Below are 20,763 nucleotides of genomic sequence, written 5' to 3'. Positions count from 1 at the left end.
AACACAGCAATTAACGAAACTCTAAACAAGCAGTTTCTCTCTCTATAGCTCTCATTTTCTCTTATTTTCTCTTGTTTTCTCTTTTTCAACAGGCTTCCTGCGTGTTTCCAAGCAGATCAAAATCCAGGCCGAAAAATCTTTTTCTCTCCTTGACAAGCCTTGTAAATTCTGCTTTATGACTCGTAACACAAGAACAACAAAAGGTGCTACCAAAATGCTGAAAAGATTCTCCGTCTCCCTGGAAGATGGCCTATTGGCCGATTTTGACGAATTTATCAAACGGCGGCAATACACCAACCGTTCCGAAGCCATCCGCGATCTGATCCGGCGGGAATTCGTGCAGGAAGAATGGGGCGAAGACAAGGAAGTGATCGGGGTTATCAGCCTGGTTTACGATCATCACCAGTTTCAGATCCTGGAGCGGATCAACGATATCCAGCATGACCACCACCAAATGATCACCTCCACCACCCACGTACACATGGATCACGACAACTGCCTGGAGATCCTGATTGTCCGGGGGCAGGCCAGCGCGGTGCGGCAACTGGCCGACCGGCTGATCGCGCTCCGGGGGGTCAAGGACGGCCATCTGGCCATGAGCAGTACCGGCAAAAGTTTCTAATGCATATCGCCGATGGAATTCTGCAGTTGCCGGTGGTGGCCGCTGGTTTTGCCGGCGCCGGCGCCATGACCTGGTACAGCCTGCGCCAAATCAAACGCCAAGGCGACCCCCGGGAGCGGATTCCCCGGGCGGCCCTGCTCACCGCCGCCTTTTTCGCCGCCTCCCTCATTCATCTGCCCCTCCCCCCGGCCGGCGTGCACCTGGTGCTCAACGGCCTGCTGGGGGTGATGCTGGGCTGGTTCGCCTTTCCGGCCATCCTGGTCGGGCTATTCCTGCAGGCGGTAATGTTCGGCCACGGCGGGCTGACCTCGCTGGGAGTCAACAGTCTGATCCTGGGGCTGCCGGCCTTGCTGGCCTGGCGCCTGTTCCACTGGCGGCGCGATCCGGAAGCTGGACCAACCCGAACCGGCTGGCGGGGTTTGCTGGCCGGCTCGGGCGCCCTGGCCGCCTCCCTGCTGCTCTTCATGGCCGCCCTGCTGCTGGGCCTGCCGGCGGCCTACAGCCAGGAAAGCGCCCTGGCTGCTCTGGCGGTCATCACCGCCGCCCACCTGCCCCTGATCGTGCTGGAAGGGATTATCGCCGGGCTACTGGTGGCCTATCTGCAAAGAGTAAAACCAGCCATATTGAATGGCATATGAGCAACCTCAACCCCACCCAAGCCCTGCTGCAGCGCTGGGATGCCCGCTTTAAACTGCTTGGCCTGCTGGCCCTGGTGCTGGCCATTGCCACGATCAACGACCCCGCCCTGCTCCCCCTGGTGCTGGCCATCCCCCTGGTACTGGCCTTCTTTTCCGGCCTGCCCCCGAGTTTTCTCCTGCGGCGCTTGCGCTACCCTTCCCTGCTGATCATGCTGCTGCTGCTCTGGCTGCCCTTGGCCGTCGGCGAGACCCCCTGGCTCAGTTGGGGACCGGTCACCCTTTACCAGGAGGGGCTGGTCGCCGCCCTGCTCATCTGCGGCCGTTTTCTGGGGATTATCCTCAGCGCCTTGGTCGTGTTCAACACCACCCCGCTGGCCACCACCCTGAAGGCCATGCGGGCCCTGGGCCTGCCCTGGGTGCTGGTGGACATGGCCCTGCTGACTTTGCGCTACCTCCAGGTGCTGCGCCACGACCTGCACCAGATGCGCACGGTTATGCGCAGCCGGGGCTGGCAAAACCGGCTGCGGGCTGGTAACCTGCAAACCATCGCCTGGCTTACCGGCAGCCTGCTGCTGCGCAGTTACGAGCGAGCCGACTGGATTTACCGGGCCATGCGCCTGCGGGGCTACGGCCACAGCAACAGTCGGTCGCCCGAATTTCAGGCCGGTGCTTTGGATTTTCTGCTTTTGGCCTTTACCTTGGGCACCGCCTTGCTGCTGGTGCTGCTCAGCTTTATGTAACCGGTGTTAACATGAGTACCTTGCTGACCATCGACAACCTCGGCTTCGCTTATTCTGACCCCTCCCTGCCGGAAGACGCCGGGGCCATCCGGGAGTTGAACCTGCAGATTGAAGCAGGCCAGCGGGTGGGCCTGATCGGCCCCAACGGAGCCGGCAAAACCACGTTTTTTCTGCTCACCTGCGGTCTTTTGAGCCCCAACACCGGCCGGATCCTCTTTCGGGGCCAACCCCTGCCGGCCAACACCTTCAACCCGAAAATCGCCCTGGTGTTTCAGAAGTCCGATGATCAACTGTTTTGCCCATCGGTATGGGAAGACGTGGCTTTCGGGCCGCAAAATCTGGGGCTGGATGCCGCCGCTATTGAGCAGCGGGTGCAGGAAGCCCTGCGGGCGGTGGGGGCCGAGGCTTTGGCGCCGCGGCCGGTGCATCATCTGTCGGAAGGAGAGAAAAGACTGGTCGCCGTTGCCGGCGCCATGGCCATGGAACCGGAACTGGTAATTTACGATGAGCCCAGCGCCAGCCTGGACATCCGTTCCCGGCGCCGACTGATCAACCTGCTGCGGCAAAGCCGGCAAACCTTTTTGCTGGCCTCCCACGACCTGGAACTGATTCTTGAGGTCTGCGACCGGGTACTGCTGCTGGACGGCGGCCGGCTGATTGCCGACGGACCGCCGGCGACCATCATGGCCGATGAAGAGCTGATGCGGAACCACGGCCAGGAGAAACCCCACTCGCTGGTGCCGCACCACAACCAACATCACCGTTAACCGAACAGCCGTGCCGCACCTTCGGGCAATCAGCCAGGCGCAGCTTAATCTGCGGCACGGATGTTCGATTACGATTAAAACATGGTTAGCTTAACAATTCTCAATCGTTGAAGGCGTGCAGGCTCACCAGCCGGGCCACCACGTCTTCGGCCTCCCCGGTCATCTCCTCCAGGGTAAAACCTGTGGTGGAAAGCTCCGGGTTGACATCGGGCCGGGTCCAGCGGCTGCGAGCCTTAAGCCGCAGGTCGCGGGGCACAAAATAATCCTCCGGCAACTCCATCCGCAGCTTAAACAGGCGCTCAGCAGGAATGGGCTTAGCGCTCACCAGCCTCAAGCCGCTGGCGGTAATATCCACCAGATGACCCAGCAGTTCGCCGCTCTCCTCGTCATAAACAGGCAACTGAAAAATAATATTGCGCCGCTTAACCGCTCTCTCTTTTTCCGCTGCCATGACGGTCCTCCTTCGCTGCTGAACGCTTACGCGTGCAGATCAGTTTTCCCCCAGCATAGCAAATCCTTTGATGTTGGCCAGCATGAATTCCACCACCGCCTCCAAAGGCATTTGCGATGAGTCGACAATGACAGCGTCATCGGCCGGCCGCAGGGGCGCCAACGCCCGGCTGGCATCGTCATGGTCACGCTTGATGATCTGCTCCAGAATCTCTTTGGGCTCCGGGTTCTCGCCCCGTTGCCGCAACTGTTCACAACGGCGCCGGGCCCGCTCCTCGGGTGCGGCATCCAGGTAGAACTTGTGCAGGGCATCGGGAAAGACCACCGTCCCCATATCGCGACCTTCGGCCACCAGGCCCCCGGTGGCGGCCAGCCGGCGCTGCAGTTCGGTGAGCTTGCGACGCACTTGGGGGTAGGCGGATATTTGCGAGGCAACCAGCCCCATCTCGGCACTGCGGACGATCCCGGAGACATCCTCGCCGTTGAGCAACACCAAAACATCATCATCGCCGGCGGGCAGCAGCTCGATGGCCAGTTCTTCCAGGCAGGCTTCCAGGGCCTCGGCATCCTCGGCATCAACCGCCCGCCGCCGCACGTGCAACCCCACCGCCCGGTACATGGCCCCGGTGTCCAGGTAGGTATAATCCAGTCGTGCCGCCAGCCTACGGCTGATGGTGCTTTTCCCCGCCCCGGAAGGCCCATCGATGGTTACCACGGCTTTCTTGTCAGCGGCCATAAGCCAACTCCTTGAGGCTTTGTTCCAAACTACGCAGGAAACGGTCATTTTCATCGGGGCGGCCGGGGGTGATCCGAATGTACTGGGGGTAGCCGTAAGCCTGCATGGGGCGCACGATTACCCCCTGGCGCAACAGGTGCTCATAAAGGGCCTTACCGTCGCCGCCGACATCGATGAGGAAAAAGTTGGCCTGGCTGGCAAAGGTGCGGCAACCCAGCTTTTCCACCGCCTGCCGCAACCGCGCTTTCTCCCGCCTGGTGGTTTCCAGGGTCAGCCGGTAATGCTCTTCATCTTCCAGAGCGGCCAAAGCCCCGATCTGGGCCGGGCTGTTAACATTAAAGGGCTGCCGCACCCGGTGCAGGTAAGCGGCCAGTTCCTCGTGCATCAGGCCGTAACCAACCCGCAAACCGGCCAGCCCATAAGCCTTGGAGAAGGTGCGCAGGGCCACCACCGGCACCTGACCATCCAGGTATTGCCGGGCGTCCAGGCGCAACTCGGGCTCCACGAAATCCACGTAAGCCTCGTCCAGCACCACGATCACCCGCCGGGGCACCCGGGAAAGAAAATCTTCAAATTCGGCGGCGGTGAACACCGTCCCGGTGGGATTGTTGGGATTATCGAGAAAAATCATCCGGGTTTGCTCGTTAATCTGCGCAGCCATCGCCTCCAGGTCGTGACGCATGTCGAGCAGCGGCACCACCCGGTTGACCCCGCCCTGGGCCTGGACCACGTTCTGGTAAACCAGGAAGGTGGGATGCGAGGTGATCACCTCATCGCCTGGGCCCAGAAAAGCGGCGGCCAGCAGGCCGATGATCTCGTTGGAGCCGTTGCCGAACACCAGCCGCCGGGGGTCCACTTCCAGGCGCCGGGCCAGGGCCCGGGCCAGGTAATAACAACTGCCGTCGGGGTAACGGTGCAGATTGCTCAGGGACTCGGCAATGGCTTTGACGGCCCGGGGCGAAGGGCCCAGGCCGTTTTCATTGCTGGCCAGCTTAATCGACCCGCTGATCCCGTATTCACGCTCCAGCTCCTCGATGGGTTTGCCCGGCGGATAAGGCACCAGCTCGGCAATATGGGCAGCAACCTTGATGGTCATATAAAAATCCTTAATGCTCTATGTAAAAATCGTGCGGCCGGGGCAGCCGTGCTGTCTGCCGACAGGGTGCGGTGCTGCTGGATGTCTATCCTACAGTTGCGGTCGGCGGTCGGCCGGCCCCTGCTGTTCTTCGATGGCGGCGGCGGCCCGCAGCAGCAGATCCTCGCGAAAATGGGGCGCCTGGAGCTGCAGGCCGATGGGCAGCCCTTTACTGCTGAATCCGCAGGGTAACGACATCCCGGGCAGTCCCGCCAGGTTGGTGGGAATGGTGAGGATATCGGTGAGATACATGCTTAAAGGGTCGCTTTTATCGCCCAACGGCCAGGCCGGGGTGGGGGTAACCGGCGAAATGATGAGATCGCATTCCTCAAACGCCCGGCGAAAATCGTCAATAATCAGGGCCCGCACCTGGGAGGCTTTGCCGTAATAGGCCTCGTAATAACCGGAGGATAGCGCGTAAGTGCCGATAATGATGCGGCGCTTGACCTCGCGGCCGAAGCCCCGGGAGCGACTGCGGCGATACAGATCCAGCAGTTCCCTGGCCTCCTGGTCGCGGTAACCGTAGCGCACCCCGTCGTATCGTGACAGGTTGGAACTGGCCTCGGCGGGGGCGATCAGGTAATAGGCCGCCACCCCGTACTCGGTGCGGGGCAGGCTGATTTCCCGGATCTCGGCGCCGGCCTCCTGCAAGCGGTTAACGGCGGTCATTACCGCCTTTTTAACATCTTCATCCAGGCCGACCTCGAAGTATTCCCGGGGCAGACCAAAGCGCAACCCGGCCAACGGCCGGCCCAGCTCGGCGCTAAAATCGGCCACCGGCTCCCGCACCGAAGTGGAGTCCCGGGGATCATGGCCGCAGATAGCGTTGAGCAGCAGCGCCGCATCCCGCACGTCCTTGGTCAACGGCCCCACCTGATCCAGGGAAGAGGCAAAGGCCAGCACCCCGTAGCGGGAAACCCGCCCGTAGGTGGGTTTGACCCCCACCACCCCGCAGTGGGAGGCGGGCTGGCGAATGGAGCCGCCGGTATCGGTGCCCAGCGCTCCCATGCACTGGTCGGCGGCCACTGCCGCCGCCGAGCCGCCGCTGGAGCCGCCGCAGATATGGTCGAGGTTCCAGGGGTTGTGGGGGACAGCCAGGGGGCAGTGCTCATTGGAAGAGCCCATGGCAAACTCATCCAGGGTGGTCTTGCCGACCAGCACCGCCCCGGCTTCCCGCAGTTTTTCCACCGCCGTGGCGCTGTAGGGGGGCACAAAATTTTCCAGGATTTTAGAGCCGCCGGTGGTCCGCAGACCTTTGGTGCAGAGCAGATCCTTGACGGCAATCGGCACCCCGCACAGCGTCGGGGCTTCACCGGCGGCCAGGCGACGGTCAGCGGCCTCGGCGTCGGCCAGGGCCCCTTCCCGGTCCACGGTGATATAAGCATTAACCTGCTCCCCGGTGGCCTCAATACGGGCCAGCACCGCCTCGGTGGCTTCGCGGGAGGAGAGCTTGCGGGCAGCCAGCTGCGCCGCCAGTTGAGCGATGGTAAACTGGTGAATTTCCATGGCTCAAAACACCTTGGGAACCACAAAGGCCTCGCCGGTGGCCGCCGGCGCATTGGCCAGGGCCTCCTCCCGGCTCAGGGAAGGCGCCACCTCGTCTTCCCGGAAGGCGTTAACCACCGCCAAGGCGTGACTCACGGGTTCCACCCCGGTGGTATCCAGTTGCTGCAGTTTGGCGACATATTCCAGAATGCCGCTTAGTTCGACGGTAAGGGCCTTGATTTCGTCGGACTCCAGCTCCAGCCGGGCCAGGCGGGCCATTTCCGCTACCTTGTCAGAACCGATTTGCATCTTGTTTCCTGTTTTTTCGCTGGTTTAATAAAATGTCCCCTCCGTAAGCCTGGCTGATCGCCCGAAGATGCGGTGCGGCTGTTCGCTTACGGATTGGCTTTGCCGTTGAGCACCTCGACAAAGACCTTGACCACCTCGGGGTCAAACTGGCTGCCGGCGCAGAGGTTCATTTCCGCAACCGCTTCGGCCAGATTGAGGTTACGGCGGTAACTACGCCGGGAGGTCATGGCATCATAGCTGTCGGCCACCGTGATAATCCTGGTCAGCAGGTCAATCTCATCGCCCCCGATGCCGTCGGGGTAGCCTTTGCCGTCCAGACGCTCGTGGTGATGCCTTACCAACGTAAGCTCCTTGTTCATGAAGGAGAGCGGCCGCAGAATGTTTTCCCCGATCAAAGGGTGTTTGCGCATCATCTCCCACTCTTTTTCCGACAGCGGCCCGGGCTTGCAGATATAGCCGATATCGATGATCAGTTTGCCGATATCATGGACCTGGCAGGCCCGCTGCAACACCTCCTGCTCCTCGGGAGAGACTCCCATGGCCACGGCGATACTGGCGGCATACTGGGTAACCCTTACAGTATGGCCGGCGGTATAAACATCCTTTTCTTCCAAAGCGGTCTGGAGGCTGAGCATGGTGTCCAGGGTGGCTACTTCCAGGTTTTCACTGTAGGCCTTGAGCAGGCGGTTTTTCTCTTCCAGCTCGCTGGTCTTTTCCCTTACCTCCCGCTCCAGGTTCTCCTTGTAGGCTCGCTCCTGCCGGACATAGCCCCGCTTTTCCACCGCCCGTTCAATCTTGATCCTGAACAGATCCAGATCTTCAATGGGCTTGGTGATAAAATCGTAGGCACCCAGGTTAACCGCCTTGACCGCATACTCCATACTGCCGGCCCCGGTCAGAAAAATCACCGGAACACCCAAATCCCGCTGGTTGATTTGCTTTAGGGCCTCAAAGCCGTCCATTCCCGGCATATTGATATCCAGCACCACCACATCCAACTCAGGCGTCAACCTGGCCACCGCCTCTGCACCGCCGCTAACCGCCGTTACCTGATAGCCGAACATGGCCAGGATCTTCTCGACCGCATCCCGCACCAGAGGGTCATCATCGGCAATCAGCACTTTAATCGTTTTTTGCTCAGCCATGGTCGCCTCAAAAAGCCAGATCACCCCGGAATTGTCCAGTATTTTTTTGCCGCTTCCCGGGCCTGCTCCAAGGCCCGGAGGGGGGGCGCGGCCTGTTCCAGGCGGCGGCGCCGGGCCGACGCTAAACGCTGATCGCCGGCCAACTCGCCAAGGCAGGCCAGCACCCCGCGTTCCATAATCCCCAGGTCGTAACCACCCTCCAGCATCAGGGCCAGCCGCCCGCCGCACAGCCCGGCGGCCAGGTCCACCAGCACCCCGGTCAGGTAGGCATACCCTTCTTCGCTGACCATCATGGTCCCCAAAGGGTCGCCGCCATAGGTGTCGAACCCGGCGGAGACCAGAATCAGTTCGGGTCGGTACTGCTCGGCCACGGGAATCAGCAGTTCGTTGAAGATACGGGCAAAGGCGGCATCATCCTGGCCACCCTGCAGGGGCACATTGATGGTGTAACCCTCGCCTGCGCCCTGGCCGGTTTCGCTCAACGCCCCGCTGCCGGGGAAATAGGGATACTGGTGGGTGGAGAAAAAGAGCACCTGGTCGGTGTCGTAAAAGGCGTGCTGGGTGCCGTTGCCGTGGTGCAAGTCCCAATCGACGATCAGGACCCGTTCCAGGCCATGATTTTTCAAGGCGTGGCGTGCCGCCACGGCGATGTTGTTGAACAGGCAGAAACCGCTGGTATGGTCATGTTCGGCATGGTGACCCGGCGGGCGAACCAGGGCAAAGGCATTGTCCGCCTCTCCGCCGAGCACCAGATCCACCGCCGCCACCGCCGCCCCGGCGGCCAGGCAGGCCGCTTCGTATGAGCGGGCCGAGGTATAGGTGTCCGGGTCCAGACATTCGAAAGGGCTGCCGGCGGTTTTCGCCACCCGGGCGATGTGGCGGCGATCGTGGTTCAGGGCCAGAGTATCTTCATCGGCCGGAGCAAATTCGGGGAACAAAAAACGCTGCCGTTGCGGCTCGGCATCCAATAGCCGGTACAGCCCTTCCAGGCGTCGGGGTGACTCCACATGCCCCGGCCCCGGATCGTGGGCCAAAAACACCTCACTGTACAATACCGCCGTTTTACGCGCCATCCACCTCTCCTTCCGTCACAAAAGCTGTAACCATTCACCGGGGTACTAACCCACCGGCTTAACGGGCCGTAATCGTTTTTTCATACTCCACATCCACCGGCAGGCCAGGGCGGCGGGCACTGGCCACCGCCAGTTGATCGCAACGCTCGTTGAAGTGATTACCCGCATGCCCTCGCACCCAGTAAAACTCCACCTGCCGCTCGGCCAGCAGATCCAGCAGCTGCCCCCAGAGATCGCGGTTCAGCGCCGGCTGGCCGTCGCTTTTACGCCAACCCCGCCGGCGCCAGTTTACGGCCCAGCCCTTGTTGATACCGTTGACCACGTAACTGGAGTCGGAATAGAGCCGCACCGGTTTATCCCGGTGCTCAAGCTCACTCAAGGCGACAATGCAGGCCATCAACTCCATCCGGTTGTTGGTGGTCAACCGAAAACCGCCGGCCAGTTCCCTGCTCTCTCCATTATAAAGCTGCACCACCCCGTAACCACCGGGACCGGGATTGCCCTGGACCCCGCCGTCGGTATAGATGGTCACCACGCCCTCCGGCCCGTCCGGCGGCGGCCCCGCCGCCTGCGGTTTTCGGGCCGGCTTGCCCGCCGGCGACCGCCGGGAACTTGGCCCGGCAGCAGCCCCACCGCCGGCAGCGATTTCGGCCAGCCACGCCCGCGCCTCCTGCTCGACGGCAAAACCTTTGTAACGGGCGCCGGGAAAACCGTAGACCTGGGCCTTGGCCAAGTCCCAGCGGTGGTAAATCCCCGGCTTTCTGCCCACCGCCACGGCGTATACTTTTTTGCCGGCAGCCATCAGCCGGCAACTGTTTCAAGGGAAATCAACGCCCACGGCCAAACCAGCCGGCGTTTTTGGCATTGCATAGCATCCATCCTTAATCTCAAGTGGCAAGTTACAATCCTGATCAAAATAGTAACCGTTCACCAAGGGTACTAAACTACAGGTATAACGGGCTGTAAGCGTTCAGCAGTGCCGCAGGTTCGGGCAAGCAGCCAGGCGCAGCGTACCCCCTGTACGTAAGCCTGGCTGATCGCCCGAAGATGCGGTGCGGCTGAACGCTTACTCAAAATATCGCGCCACCGGTACGGTGTCAAGGAAAGGCGCATGCCACGGGCGTTTTATGCATCAGCGCCACATCTTTTACCGGAATCTCGCAACGCCAGCCCCGTTGAGAGGCAATAAAATGCAAAGTTTCAGCCTTATAAAACACCACGTGGGTAGGATCCCGGCGATAATGCCAGGCGGCAAAACGCTCATCGTCGGTCTGAAAACAGGTCATCAGCGCCAGCCAGCCGCCGGGGCGCAACATGGCGTCCAGGCGGGCAAACTCTTCGGCCGGTTGATGGAAATGCTCGATCACCTCGGTGCAGGTGATGAAGTCGTAAGTCTGCTGCAAAGCAGCCGGGTCGGGATAGAAAAAGGGATCGTAAAGCGTAACCAGGCACCCTGCCTCGCGCATCATGGCGGCCAGGGCCGGACCGGGACCGCAGCCGTAGTCAAGGCCCCGGCTACCGGGAGCCAGCCGTTGGCGCAGCGGTTCGGTCAATTTGGCCAGAAAACGGCGATAGCGGGGATCGGCGGGATCGTTGCGGTGCTGCCGGTAGTGCAGGCGCTCTTCTGTAACCGGCGGCAACTGGTCGGCATCGAGAAGCGTTGCCCGGCAGACCGGGCAACGCCAGTAAGTGCGTCCCTGGGTGGACAACAAAAGGTTGGCCTCCCGGGCCCGGCAAACCCGGCAGGCTGCCGATGGCGGGGCAGGTGGCGGCAAAGGCGTAATCATCGTCTCGCCAGGCTAATCACCCGGCGAGACGACGTCAATGGTAAGCGAACACCGTTGGTTTTTAATTTGCTGAACGCAGAGGCTCAATTATGACCATGGCCGTGGCCGTGGCCATTTTGCTCCATCATTTTACGGCGCTGGGCCCTCCTCTGCCGGATCATCACCGTATCCTCGGCCTGGTCCTGGTAGGCCTGAAGCAGAGCCTGGTCGAAATCGCCCAGTTTGCCGCCGTGTTCCACGCGAGCCGCCTGGGCTGCTTCTTTCGAGGCGAAAGCCATTTTGCTGTTGCGGCTCATGGTGCCCGGCAAGTCGGAACCGATCAGATAGGTGGCTTTATCCACCTCCACCAGGGGCTTGACCTCTGCCTGGGAACCAAAATCGGCGGCATAGATCGCCCTGGGACCGCGATCAATGTTCAACGACAGGCTGATGGCGGCACAACGCAAGGAACAGGTGGCATCCACCAGGTCATCATCATAATGGATCAGATGGCGGCTGTGGTGCCACTGCTTACGGTCCATGCCGCAGTAGGGGCACTTGGCGTACTTGGCCAGCTCATTTTCCAGGGGATTGACATCGGGCTTGGTTTTGGGCATGAACTGCATGGGGGTGCCGTCGGTGTCCATGGCACGAGCCGATGCCGGGCGCAGCAGCGCCGCCCCGGCCAAAGCAGCTATGCCCATGGCTTTAATGGCCTGACGCCGACTAAACCCGGCCTGCAACTCGCCGCTGAGGTTCTCAGTTTCCTTGACCTGCACCATTTTTTCCCTCCTTCCGGTTAGAGCGCCGGGGGCGAGCTGGGCCACCCGAGCCCCCACCTAACAACTGAACCCACGGAAGCCGCCAAAGCCCGACCGCCACCATGACAAAAATACGCAACAGACACACAATGTGTAAGTATAAGGATAAGCAAGGCCGGCCACAATGCGGCAAATTGTCGCAGCTAAAACGTTAATAACGCCGGCTGGCTCCGGTTAATGTTTTACTTACAGGGTGTTGCCGACGAGAAACTCCAGGAAGCGGGCGGCCACCGGCGAAGGTTGCCGTTTTCTGCGCTGGACCAGGTAGAAAGGGCGGGAAAAGGTGATACCGGCAATGGCCACCTCGGCCAACGAGCCGCAATTCAGGTCATCCTGGATCGCCCGCCGGGAGAGAATCGCCGCCCCGATGCCGGCCTTGACGCTCTGGCGCACCGCCTCGGTGCTGCCCATCTCGGCAATGATCTGCAAATTGTTCGCCTCCAGACCGTGCTCGTTTAAAATTTCATGGGCGACCTTACGGGTACCGGATTCCCGCTCCCGGTCGACGATCGGAACCTCAAACAACTCCGCCGGGCTGATCTCGCCCCGCTCCGCCCAGGGATGATCACTGCGTACCACCAGGGTCAGCTCGTCGGCAAAGAGCGGCTCCCAGCTCAACGCCGCTTCGTTCCAGCGGGCCCCCACCACTCCCAGTTCGCAATCGCCCCGCATCACCTGCCCGGCCACTTCCCGCGAGCTGGCGATATGGATGGTGGTCAGCACCTCGGGGTAATTCTGTTTGAATTGACCGATCAGGGCCGGCAGCAGGTAGGTGCCGGGGATGGTGCTGGCGCCCAGTTCCAGCCGGCCGGCACAACGGCCACTGTGCTGGGCGATGGCCTCCACCGCCTCCCGGCGCAGGCGCAACAGTCGACGGGCGTAGTCATACAAAATTTTACCGGCCGCCGTCGGCAACACCTCCCGCCCCAGACGATCCACCAGCCGGACCGCCAGGGTTTCCTCCAGCATGCGAAGGTGCTCACTCACCGTGGGCTGGGAAAGAAAGGTGGCCTCGGCGGCTTTGGTAAAACTCTTCAGCTCCACCACCCGGCAAAACACTTCCAGTCGATGTAAATCCATAAATCGGCTCCGGCGCTGGTTTGTTCAGGGCGACCAAAGGCAACGGTTCATTCCCGTGCCGGAAAGTATCATAGCCTAAAGCGGCAACTTGGCAAGCTGATAGATTGGCCGAGCCAGGCACGACCGCTTACCCTTACGACATTACTAAATGCCGCGTTTACCGGCTTGCTCCGACTCCGGCTTGAAACGCCACAGGCGCCACTTAAAGAGCAGGCGGTTAAGGTAAGTCCGCAACCCCTTGGCCACCGGCGCCTTGCCGGCAAGGGCTTGCCGGGGTTCGGCCAGGAGATCGGCCAAATGGATGGTGGGCAGGCCGGCACGGGTGAGAAAACCGGCACAGCCGGCGCAGTAGGTCAGCACCGGCAATTCCCCGGCCTGTTCCCGGCGCAGCTCACCCCAGCGGGCGGCCAGCTCGGGGCGCTTAAACCCCACCGCCCCACCTTCTCCGCAGCAGAAGGTGCGCCGGCCGGAGGCCCGCATTTCCTTGACCCGCAAGCCCTGCTCCTGCGCCAACCTTCGTACGGCCTGTTGCAAAGCGGGCAATTGCCGCAACGGGCAGGGATCGTGGATGGTGACCACTTGTTCGCCCGGCGGTGTTGCCACCGCTTCCGCCACCGCTGCTTCCCGGGCAGCGTTTTCCGCTTCTGCCGCCACCGGAGCCGCCAGCATCTCCCACACGCTTTCCACCTGCAGCTCGCCGCCATAGTTAAGAAATACCTTATAACAGTTGGGGCAGGCCACCAGCACACGCCGGATGCCCTGCCGCAGCAGATGCTGTTGCAGGCCGGTGAAACGATGGTTGAAATAGTCCTGCCGCCCCAGGTCGTGGGATGGTTTATGGCAGCAGTTCAGCACCAGGCCCAGGTTGGGGCATTGCCCTTGCAGCCGGTTGAAAAGCTGCCAAGTGGCGGCGGGACGGCTGCCCGGCAGGTTGCAGCCCGGGAAAAAAACCGTATCGCAATGGGCCGGCAGCTTTGCGGCGGCAAACCACGGCGAGGCACCCAGCCGCTCGTAACTGAGCAGCGGCCGATAGGGACGCAAATCCAGGACCTGGCGCCGAACCAGGTGACGGCGCAAATCGAGTAAAAAATCGCCGGGCTTCAATTTTTCCGGGCAGACGACGGTGCAAAGGTTACATAAGCTGCAGGCAAAGGGATCGGCCTGCGGCTTACCGGTGCGCCAGGCGGCGGCAATCTCGCCGGGCAGCCCCGATGTTTGCAAAAAAGCACAGCGGGCAGCACAAGCGCCGCAACGGGTGCAGCCGCTGTCAAGCTGCTCGGCGGCCGCTGCCAAGTGGTGCTCTGCGAGCTCTTGATCCGGCGATTGTTGTTGAACACCCTTTTTTTCCTCTTCACCAGAACGGCCGCTGCGGCGGCGATAAAAATCAACCCCCCATTTGGCCAGTAAGGGCAGCAGGCCCAGCAGAGCAAAGGCCAGCACCAGGCGGAGCGAAAATATATCGCCGGTGGCGGTCAACTGCCCCAGTTCCCGGCCGGCGTTGACAAAGACAAAGGTGCCCGGCAGCATCCCCAATTGTGACACCCAGTAAAAGGTGCGCAACGGCATGGCGGTGAGCCCCATCACCATGTTGATCACAAAGAAGGGAACGGCGGGAATCAGACGCAGGGAAAAAAGATAGAAAGCACCTTCGCGGGCGATCCCCCGATCGACGCTGACCGCCACCTGGGGAAAACGGGCGCGGACCAGGTCGCGGAAGAGATAGCGGCACAAAGCGCAGGCCACGGTGGCGGCAATGGTACTGGCAAAGGAGACCACCACCGTACCCACCAGCACCCCGAAAACCGCCCCCGCCAGCAGCCCCAGCAGTGCCCCGCCCGGCAAATTAAGGGCCACCACCAGCAGATAAGCCAGCACGAACAGGGCAATGGCACTAAGCGGCCGCTGCTCGTAAAAGGCGGTGGCCTGCACCTGAAAGTCGCGCAACTGGGCTAAGGTCAGCCAGTGGTGCAGCTCAAACCAGAAAAAAGCCCCGGCCAGCAGCAGCAGAATGCCGGCCAGGGCTATTTTTTTAGTGTTCATTGTTTAACGCTACCGCAAATTTCAGGATTTTGGCACCGTTTCATAGGGCCATTTGCGTAAGCCATCTTCCAGGATATAGATCCGATCCTTGGCAATCCCCTGGTCCACATAGTAATCCACGGTACGCCGAGCCCCTCCGCCACCGCCGGGGCAGATGATAATGATATCCTCATCGCCGGCCTGCATGGCCGCCAGTCCTTTACTAAGACGTTTCCTCTCTTCGGCGGTTTGGGTAGGAAAGGCGTTGGTCTCGATGGAGCCGGGGATATGGCCCTCGGCAAACTCATCCGCCGGGCAGATATCAAGCAAAACCATCTCATCACCGGCCTGCAGGCGCTTATTTAGTTCCTCGGCGGAAATATACTGGTAGCCACCAGAGAAGAAAGAGAAAAAGGCCTGGGCGCTCCCCACCCCCAGCACCAGTAACAGGGCGCCCACCATCGCTGCATACTTAAACATTACGCAACCTCCTTTATTATCGCATTTTTCTACTTAGCCACCTTTCCATTGCCGGCGCCCACTGCGTCGGCTCGATAGAGCGACCATTCTGTCATGACGAAAATGCCCTAAAGACGGGCTGTTGTCAAATTGTTATTATTAATCAAATCACGGTCTGCCTATAGAATAATCTAATATGCCATGAGAACTCCATGCCAACCCCGCCAGCGCTCCGCCATTGGCCTGCCAAGTCCTGATCTTGCCGACCCTGGCTGGATATTTTTCCTCCCACAAAGAGCGATGATCTGATAGCATCAGGCACTACGTCGTCTTGATCGCAAAATCGAGCGAGATCCCTGGTGGCTGGGCGGGCGATTGGTAAAGGCAGCTCGACAAAAGCTGGGGCATGAAGCCAAGAGAAAAAAAGGCGAGGGCCGGGCAGATGAAGCAAAAGATCGTTATCTTAGGCGGCTCTTTCGGCGGCTTGACCGCCGCCTTTGAGTTGCGCCGGCGGCTGGCGGATAAGGCGGAGATCACCCTGCTCAACCCGGAGGCAGATTTTGTTTTCCTGCCGTCATTGCCCTGGGTGGTCACCGGTCGACGCGATCTGGCGCGAATTTCATTGCCGCTGGCCCCGCTGCTGGCCGCCCGGGGCATCAACTTTGTCCAGGCTGCCGCCACCGGGGTTAAGCCGGCGGAGCAGCGGGTGGAGAGCCAGCGGGGGTCTTTCGGCTACGACTACCTGGTGATCGCCACCGGCCCGCATCTGGCCTGGGAGGAAATTGCCGGGCTGGGTCCGGAGGGCGGGCACACCCACTGCGTTTTCACCGCAGCCCACGCCCGGGCCGGACGCCAGGCCTGGCAGCAACTGCTTTCCCGGCCCGGCCCGCTTATCCTGGGCTCCACCCAGCGGGCCAGCTGTTTTGGCCCCTACTATGAACTGGCCTTCGATTTCGACCACCAGTTGCGCCGCCGTAAGCTGCGCCACAAGGTGCCCATCACCTACGTCAGCTCCGAGCCATACCCCGGCCATATGGGAATCGACGGGCCGGGGCGGGCCCGGCGCTTTATCGAGGATGAGTTTGCTCGGCGCGACATCAGGGTGTTGACCAACCGGGCAGTGGCCGGGGTGGAGCCCGGCGGCCTGCATTTGGCAGACGGCGAGAAGCTGCCCTTCCAGTTGGCAATGCTGGGGCCGCCCTTCAAAGGGGTGGCGGCGGTGGCCGGCCTGGGCAATGAGCGGGGCTTTATCCCGGTGGATGACCATTACCGCCACCGGCAACATGAAAATATTTACGCGGTGGGCGTGGCCATGGCCCTGGCTCCCCCGGAACCCACCCCGATCCCCACCGGGGTGCCGAAGACCGGCTACATGACGGTGCGGATGGCCAAGGTTGCCGCCGCCCACCTGGCCTCCCGCTTAACCAACCAACCACCGCCCGACCCGGAAGAGTTGAGCGCCATCTGCCTGATGGATATGGGCAACACCGCCGCCTTCATCCTGGCCCAGCCGATCCTGCCGCCACGCCAGCGGGCGGTGATGCGCCAGGGGCGCTGGGCGCTTTGGGCCAAGGCGGCCCTGGAGCGCTACATCCTATGGAAGATGGGCCACGGGATCAGCCGCTTGCCGTAAGCCGGCAATCCAAGCAACTGCCCCACCCTGCCGCTGGTCGCAGGGGGGCCGAGTCGCCCGATCTCTCCGCCCTCTTCCCTGCTCCGTTGAGTATGGCGGCGGAACCAATCTAATAAATGGGAATCGAAACATACCCCTTTTGGCCATACCCCATGGCCGACAGGAAGGTATTGCCCACCGCCTTGACCCCCGGCATAAGGTTTTCCGGCTCCAGCGGCACTCGCCCCATGGCGATATAGCAGGCCTCCATTTGCACCCCGGGACGCTCCAGCATGGTCTGCAGGTGGCGCTGCACCTCGGCGGCGCCCTCCCGCAGCTCTTCCGGCAAGTGCTGGGGATCGGCGTTCAGCAACCGGGTCGCCCCGCCCCGAAAGGCCAGCACCATCTCCGGAGTCACCCCCTGGCGTACCATGTCGCAATAGGTTTCTTCGATCACCCCCAAACGCCCGGCCAGCGCCCATGGGTCGGCAATGGTGACATCCCAGAAGATCCGCCCCACCTCCACGCCGGCCAGGGCCGCCCGATCACCTGGCCGCTTTTCACCATCCTCATCGGCCTGGCAATATTCGGCCGGAGCCGGATCAGCGCCCCCTGCCAGGGGCGTAAAAGGCAATAAACCCAGCACCAGCAGTAAAAATATTTTTTTCAGCATCAGCAAACCTCCTTTAATTTTTTCCCCGGCGCCCTGTTCCGGCAAAGCCTCGATCCGGGTCTGCAGTTGGCCACTAACTGTGACGGAACAATCCGATTTGGCCGGCCGGAAAGGGTATCTCCTCGCGGGGGCAAGCCTCGCGGGTTGTACTCGATTCTATCAGATCGGCATGGCAAAAGGCCAGACCACAGTGGTTGACCACGCCGGTCCCCTCCTCCAGATTGCTGACCACATCGGCCGCGGCAATGCAACCATGCCGGATCGATCACAAATTCCGATTTGCTTGCTTGGGGGTTATTTCTTATCCTTGACTAACAAGGATGACGCCGTCAATTCAGGCGACCGAACCCTTTTCAGTTTTTATACAACCACGAAGCAGGGACTTCTCGATTAAATGCTTTTTGATTTGCACGTTCATACCAGCCATTCAGCCTGCAGCACTCTGGAGTTGGGCCAGATTCTCGCCCATGCCGCAGCCCGGGGCCTGGATGGGGTCTGCCTTACCGACCACAACACCATGGCGGCGGGGCAGCAGGTGCGGGAAGGGATTCAGGCCGACGGCCTCTGTGTCATTGTGGGCATGGAATACGCCACCCCCCAGGGGGATTTTTTGTTGTTCGGGCCCTTTGAGCAATTGCGCCCCGGTTTGGCAGCGGAAGAGCTGCTGGCCCTGGTTGATGAACTGCAAGGAGTGGCGGTGGCCGCCCACCCGCACCGGGCCGGCCGCTCCACCGCCGAGGCCTTGGTTGCCGGCGGCTGCTGCCGATTGGTGGAGGAGATCAACGGTCGCAACTCCGCGTTGGAAAATCAACGGTCGCAGGGGTGGCTTAATCGTTATTCCCTGGCCGCCTGCGGCGGCAGCGACGCCCACAGCCTGGCGGAGCTGGGCCGAGTGGTCACCAGCTTCAGCAGGCCCATCCGCAAACGGCTGGACCTGGTCGGCGCCCTGCGGGCCGGCGCCTGCCGGGGCGACTGGAACCCCCGCCACGCTCTCAACCGCCTGGCGGCCTGATTTTTCCACCCGGGTTATGGCAGCCGGATGCGACTGCCGGCAATTTAAGCCTGCTGTTTCCCCGGTGTCGCCAAGCTCAGCCGCTTTCCCCTGCTCTAACCACCTGGCCTTTGTTGACCCCTGGCCGTCGAACCGTTACATTGTCAGTCCGCCGCTAAAACCACCACCGGGCCGCCGGAGACTGGGGCTACTTGGAGGTCAACATTATCGCAGGAGAGAGCATGGCCCGTAAATGCATCTTGATTATGCTTGACGGCCTGGGGGATCGGGCCTGCCCGGAGCTGGGCCACCGTACCCCGCTGCAGGCGGCCACCACCCCCAACCTGGATCGCCTGGCCACCCAGGGGGCCAACGGGCTTTACCATGCCGCCGCCTTAGGCCAGGCCCTGCCCAGTGAAAACGCCCACTTCGCCATCTTCGGTTACAAGCCCGATGATTTTCCCGGCCGGGGCTGCCTGGAGACGCTGGGGGCGGGGATCGAACTGGGTCCCAAACAGGCGGCCTTTCTTGCTCACCTGGTGCAACTGCGGGTGGACAGCGGTGGTGCTTTGGTGCTGGAGGAAGACCAGCCCCGTACCTCGCCCGAGGAGGCGCGGCAACTGCTGGCCGCCGTCGCCCACTACCGACACGGTGAAATCGATCTTCACTTTCAGCCCACCCACGGCACCTCCGGTGTTCTGGTACTCAGCGGCCCGGTCTCCCGCTTTGTCACCGATACCAACACCATGGCGGCGGGGCGACCGCTGCCCGACCTGCTGCCCTGGCGGGAGTATGCCGATGATCCCGCCGCCGGGCAAACCGCCGCCGCCCTGCGCTCCTACCTGCTCCGGGTCCACCACACCCTGGCCGCTCACCCTGTCAACCAGGCCCGGCGGGAAGCCGGCCTGGGCGCGGTTAACGGCATGGTTACCCAGCGGGGTGGCCAGTGGCAAGAGGTGGTCGATTTTCGCCGGCACAACGGGTTAAGGGGGCTGAGCATCGCCTCCGGCCTGGTTTACTGGGGATTGGCGGCATTTCTCGGGCTGGCGGTCCAGGCTGACCAGGATGGTGACGACCCCGGCGACGACCTGGCCCGGCGGCTGACCATGGCCCGGGAAGCCCTGGCCGACTTCGACTTTATCCATGTCCACACCAAAACCCCGGATCAAGCCGCCCACCGCAAGGACCCCGCCGGCAAGGTGCGGGTGATCGAGGCCCTGGATCGCGGCCTGGGGCGGGTGCTTGACGATCTGCTGGCCGATCCCGAGCTGGTGCTGGTGGTGATGGCCGACCACTCCACCCCCAGTAGCGGCCCGCTGATCCATTCCGGCGAACCGGTGCCACTGCTCTTTGCCGGGCCGGGGGTACGGCGGGACCGGGTGAACAGTTTTGACGAGCTCAGCGTGGCCGGCGGCGCCCTGGGACTGGTGCGGGGAACCGAGTTGATGCTGCTGGTGCTCAACTACCTTGACCGGGCCAAGCTGATCGGCACCCGCGAGGCCCCGGAAGATCAACCCTTCTGGCCCGGCGATTACGCCCCGCTGCGCCTGGACCAACCGCCTCCGCCCAACTCGCCCCAGGAATCATTAAAATGAGCGGCAAACCTTACCAAACCGGGGTGATCCACGGCCGCTTTCAAGTACTGCACCTGGACCACCGCCGCTACCTGCTGGCCGGGGCCGCCCTCTGCCGTCACCTGGTGGTGGGGATCACCAATCCCGAGCCGGAACTCACCCGCAAAGATCCCGCCGATCCGGAGCGGAGTCTGCCCCAGGCCAATCCGCTGACCTATTTCGAACGCTACCAACTGGTACGGGCCACCCTGAGCGAAGCCGGCCTTTCGGAGGGCTATTTTTCCATCGTACCGCTGCCCATCAACCTGCCGGAACGCTACCGGCATTACGTACCGCTGGACGCGGTTTTCCTGCTCAGCATCTTCGATGACTGGGGCCGGCGCAAGCAAGCCATGTTCCAGGAGCTGGGCCTGCGCACCCATCTGCTCTGGGAGGTGCCGACCGAGGAAAAGGGGTTGAGCGCCGGCAATATCCGCCACCTGATGGCGACCAACCAGCCCTGGCAACACCTGGTGCCGCCCGCCGTGGCCCGCCTGCTCACCACCTGGCAAATTCCCCAGCGCCTGGCAACCCTCGCTGCCGCCGCACAACCTGATCCCGAAGCGAACTGACCCGTCGCCGGTCGCCGACATGGTGCGGCAGTTGCTGACTTTAGCTCGGCGTAACCA

General features: G+C 61.9%; 22 protein-coding genes. 8 read left to right on the top strand and 14 right to left on the bottom strand.

What is annotated here, in order from left to right:
• Positions 1–214: 214 nt before the first annotated feature.
• From nikR to DAAHT2_RS13550, 4 genes are read left to right on the top strand one after another with little or no spacing between them, the layout of a single operon-like run.
• On the top strand, positions 215–622 hold the full coding sequence (nikR, locus tag DAAHT2_RS13565) for a nickel-responsive transcriptional regulator NikR (RefSeq protein ID WP_013164842.1): 408 nt from the start codon (positions 215–217) through the stop codon (positions 620–622).
• Positions 622–1,260, top strand: a complete 639-nt coding sequence (gene cbiM / locus DAAHT2_RS13560) for a cobalt transporter CbiM (RefSeq protein ID WP_013164841.1) — start codon at positions 622–624, stop codon at positions 1,258–1,260. Before nikR ends, cbiM begins: the two co-directional genes overlap by 1 nt.
• Positions 1,257–2,000, top strand: coding sequence for a cobalt ECF transporter T component CbiQ (gene cbiQ, locus DAAHT2_RS13555; protein WP_013164840.1), 744 nt, complete (start codon positions 1,257–1,259; stop codon positions 1,998–2,000). Before cbiM ends, cbiQ begins: the two co-directional genes overlap by 4 nt.
• 11 nt (positions 2,001–2,011) lie before the next feature.
• Entirely contained in the window at positions 2,012–2,767 is a 756-nt protein-coding gene (locus tag DAAHT2_RS13550; protein WP_013164839.1) for an energy-coupling factor ABC transporter ATP-binding protein, read from the top strand.
• 100 nt (positions 2,768–2,867) lie between these two features.
• Here the strand turns inward: DAAHT2_RS13550 and DAAHT2_RS13545 are convergent, their stop codons facing one another.
• The 13 genes from DAAHT2_RS13545 to DAAHT2_RS13480 all read right to left on the bottom strand — a co-directional run bounded on the left by DAAHT2_RS13545 (position 2,868) and on the right by DAAHT2_RS13480 (position 15,266).
• Entirely contained in the window at positions 2,868–3,218 is a 351-nt protein-coding gene (locus DAAHT2_RS13545) for a PilZ domain-containing protein (protein WP_013164838.1), read from the bottom strand.
• 39 nt (positions 3,219–3,257) lie between these two features.
• Positions 3,258–3,953 carry a (d)CMP kinase gene (cmk, locus tag DAAHT2_RS13540; protein WP_013164837.1) on the bottom strand — a complete coding sequence of 232 codons (696 nt, stop codon included), beginning with the start codon at positions 3,951–3,953 and terminating at the stop codon, positions 3,258–3,260.
• On the bottom strand, positions 3,943–5,049 hold the full coding sequence (hisC, locus tag DAAHT2_RS13535; RefSeq protein ID WP_013164836.1) for a histidinol-phosphate transaminase: 1,107 nt from the start codon (positions 5,047–5,049) through the stop codon (positions 3,943–3,945). Before hisC ends, cmk begins: the two co-directional genes overlap by 11 nt.
• A gap of 90 nt (positions 5,050–5,139) precedes the next feature.
• A complete protein-coding gene (gene gatA, locus DAAHT2_RS13530) occupies positions 5,140–6,594 on the bottom strand; it encodes an Asp-tRNA(Asn)/Glu-tRNA(Gln) amidotransferase subunit GatA (RefSeq protein WP_013164835.1) in 1,455 nt (484 codons plus the stop codon).
• 3 nt (positions 6,595–6,597) lie between these two features.
• On the bottom strand, positions 6,598–6,882 hold the full coding sequence (gene gatC / locus DAAHT2_RS13525) for an Asp-tRNA(Asn)/Glu-tRNA(Gln) amidotransferase subunit GatC (protein WP_013164834.1): 285 nt from the start codon (positions 6,880–6,882) through the stop codon (positions 6,598–6,600).
• Between the two features lie 86 nt (positions 6,883–6,968).
• Positions 6,969–8,027 (bottom strand): response regulator, encoded by a 1,059-nt coding sequence (locus tag DAAHT2_RS13520; RefSeq protein ID WP_013164833.1) that lies wholly within the window; start codon positions 8,025–8,027, stop codon positions 6,969–6,971.
• Between the two features lie 20 nt (positions 8,028–8,047).
• On the bottom strand, positions 8,048–9,100 hold the full coding sequence (locus DAAHT2_RS13515; RefSeq protein ID WP_013164832.1) for a histone deacetylase family protein: 1,053 nt from the start codon (positions 9,098–9,100) through the stop codon (positions 8,048–8,050).
• Between the two features lie 58 nt (positions 9,101–9,158).
• Positions 9,159–9,902, bottom strand: a complete 744-nt coding sequence (gene rnhA / locus DAAHT2_RS13510; RefSeq protein WP_013164831.1) for a ribonuclease HI — start codon at positions 9,900–9,902, stop codon at positions 9,159–9,161.
• 295 nt (positions 9,903–10,197) lie between these two features.
• The gene (locus DAAHT2_RS13505) at positions 10,198–10,887 is read right to left on the bottom strand and encodes a class I SAM-dependent methyltransferase (protein WP_013164830.1); all 690 of its coding nucleotides are present in this window, start codon (positions 10,885–10,887) and stop codon (positions 10,198–10,200) included.
• A gap of 83 nt (positions 10,888–10,970) precedes the next feature.
• A complete protein-coding gene (locus DAAHT2_RS13500; RefSeq protein ID WP_013164829.1) occupies positions 10,971–11,648 on the bottom strand; it encodes a nitrous oxide reductase accessory protein NosL in 678 nt (225 codons plus the stop codon).
• Positions 11,649–11,873: 225 nt separating this feature from the next.
• Positions 11,874–12,767, bottom strand: coding sequence for a selenium metabolism-associated LysR family transcriptional regulator (locus tag DAAHT2_RS13495; protein ID WP_013164828.1), 894 nt, complete (start codon positions 12,765–12,767; stop codon positions 11,874–11,876).
• Between the two features lie 144 nt (positions 12,768–12,911).
• The gene (locus DAAHT2_RS14135) at positions 12,912–14,807 is read right to left on the bottom strand and encodes a VTT domain-containing protein (RefSeq protein WP_013164827.1); all 1,896 of its coding nucleotides are present in this window, start codon (positions 14,805–14,807) and stop codon (positions 12,912–12,914) included.
• Positions 14,808–14,828: 21 nt separating this feature from the next.
• Positions 14,829–15,266 (bottom strand): rhodanese-like domain-containing protein, encoded by a 438-nt coding sequence (locus DAAHT2_RS13480; RefSeq protein ID WP_013164826.1) that lies wholly within the window; start codon positions 15,264–15,266, stop codon positions 14,829–14,831.
• A gap of 421 nt (positions 15,267–15,687) precedes the next feature.
• Between DAAHT2_RS13480 and DAAHT2_RS13475 the strand changes: the two genes are divergently transcribed.
• On the top strand, positions 15,688–16,878 hold the full coding sequence (locus DAAHT2_RS13475; RefSeq protein WP_013164825.1) for an NAD(P)/FAD-dependent oxidoreductase: 1,191 nt from the start codon (positions 15,688–15,690) through the stop codon (positions 16,876–16,878).
• 109 nt (positions 16,879–16,987) lie between these two features.
• Here DAAHT2_RS13475 and DAAHT2_RS13470 read toward each other — a convergent pair whose 3' ends face one another.
• The gene (locus DAAHT2_RS13470) at positions 16,988–17,530 is read right to left on the bottom strand and encodes a hypothetical protein (RefSeq protein ID WP_013164824.1); all 543 of its coding nucleotides are present in this window, start codon (positions 17,528–17,530) and stop codon (positions 16,988–16,990) included.
• Positions 17,531–17,924: 394 nt separating this feature from the next.
• Between DAAHT2_RS13470 and DAAHT2_RS13460 the strand changes: the two genes are divergently transcribed.
• From DAAHT2_RS13460 to DAAHT2_RS13450, 3 genes are all read left to right on the top strand, one after another.
• Positions 17,925–18,542: a PHP domain-containing protein gene (locus DAAHT2_RS13460; protein WP_013164823.1), complete on the top strand. Its 618-nt coding sequence runs from the start codon at positions 17,925–17,927 to the stop codon at positions 18,540–18,542.
• Between the two features lie 221 nt (positions 18,543–18,763).
• On the top strand, positions 18,764–20,116 hold the full coding sequence (gene apgM, locus DAAHT2_RS13455; RefSeq protein ID WP_013164822.1) for a BPG-independent phosphoglycerate mutase family protein: 1,353 nt from the start codon (positions 18,764–18,766) through the stop codon (positions 20,114–20,116).
• Entirely contained in the window at positions 20,113–20,706 is a 594-nt protein-coding gene (locus tag DAAHT2_RS13450; RefSeq protein WP_013164821.1) for a nucleotidyl transferase family protein, read from the top strand. Before apgM ends, DAAHT2_RS13450 begins: the two co-directional genes overlap by 4 nt.
• Positions 20,707–20,763 lie beyond the last annotated feature (57 nt).

The organism is Desulfurivibrio alkaliphilus AHT 2 (assembly GCF_000092205.1).
Taxonomy (GTDB): Bacteria; Desulfobacterota; Desulfobulbia; order Desulfobulbales; family Desulfurivibrionaceae; genus Desulfurivibrio; species Desulfurivibrio alkaliphilus.
This window is presented reverse-complemented; position numbering and strand designations above follow the sequence as displayed.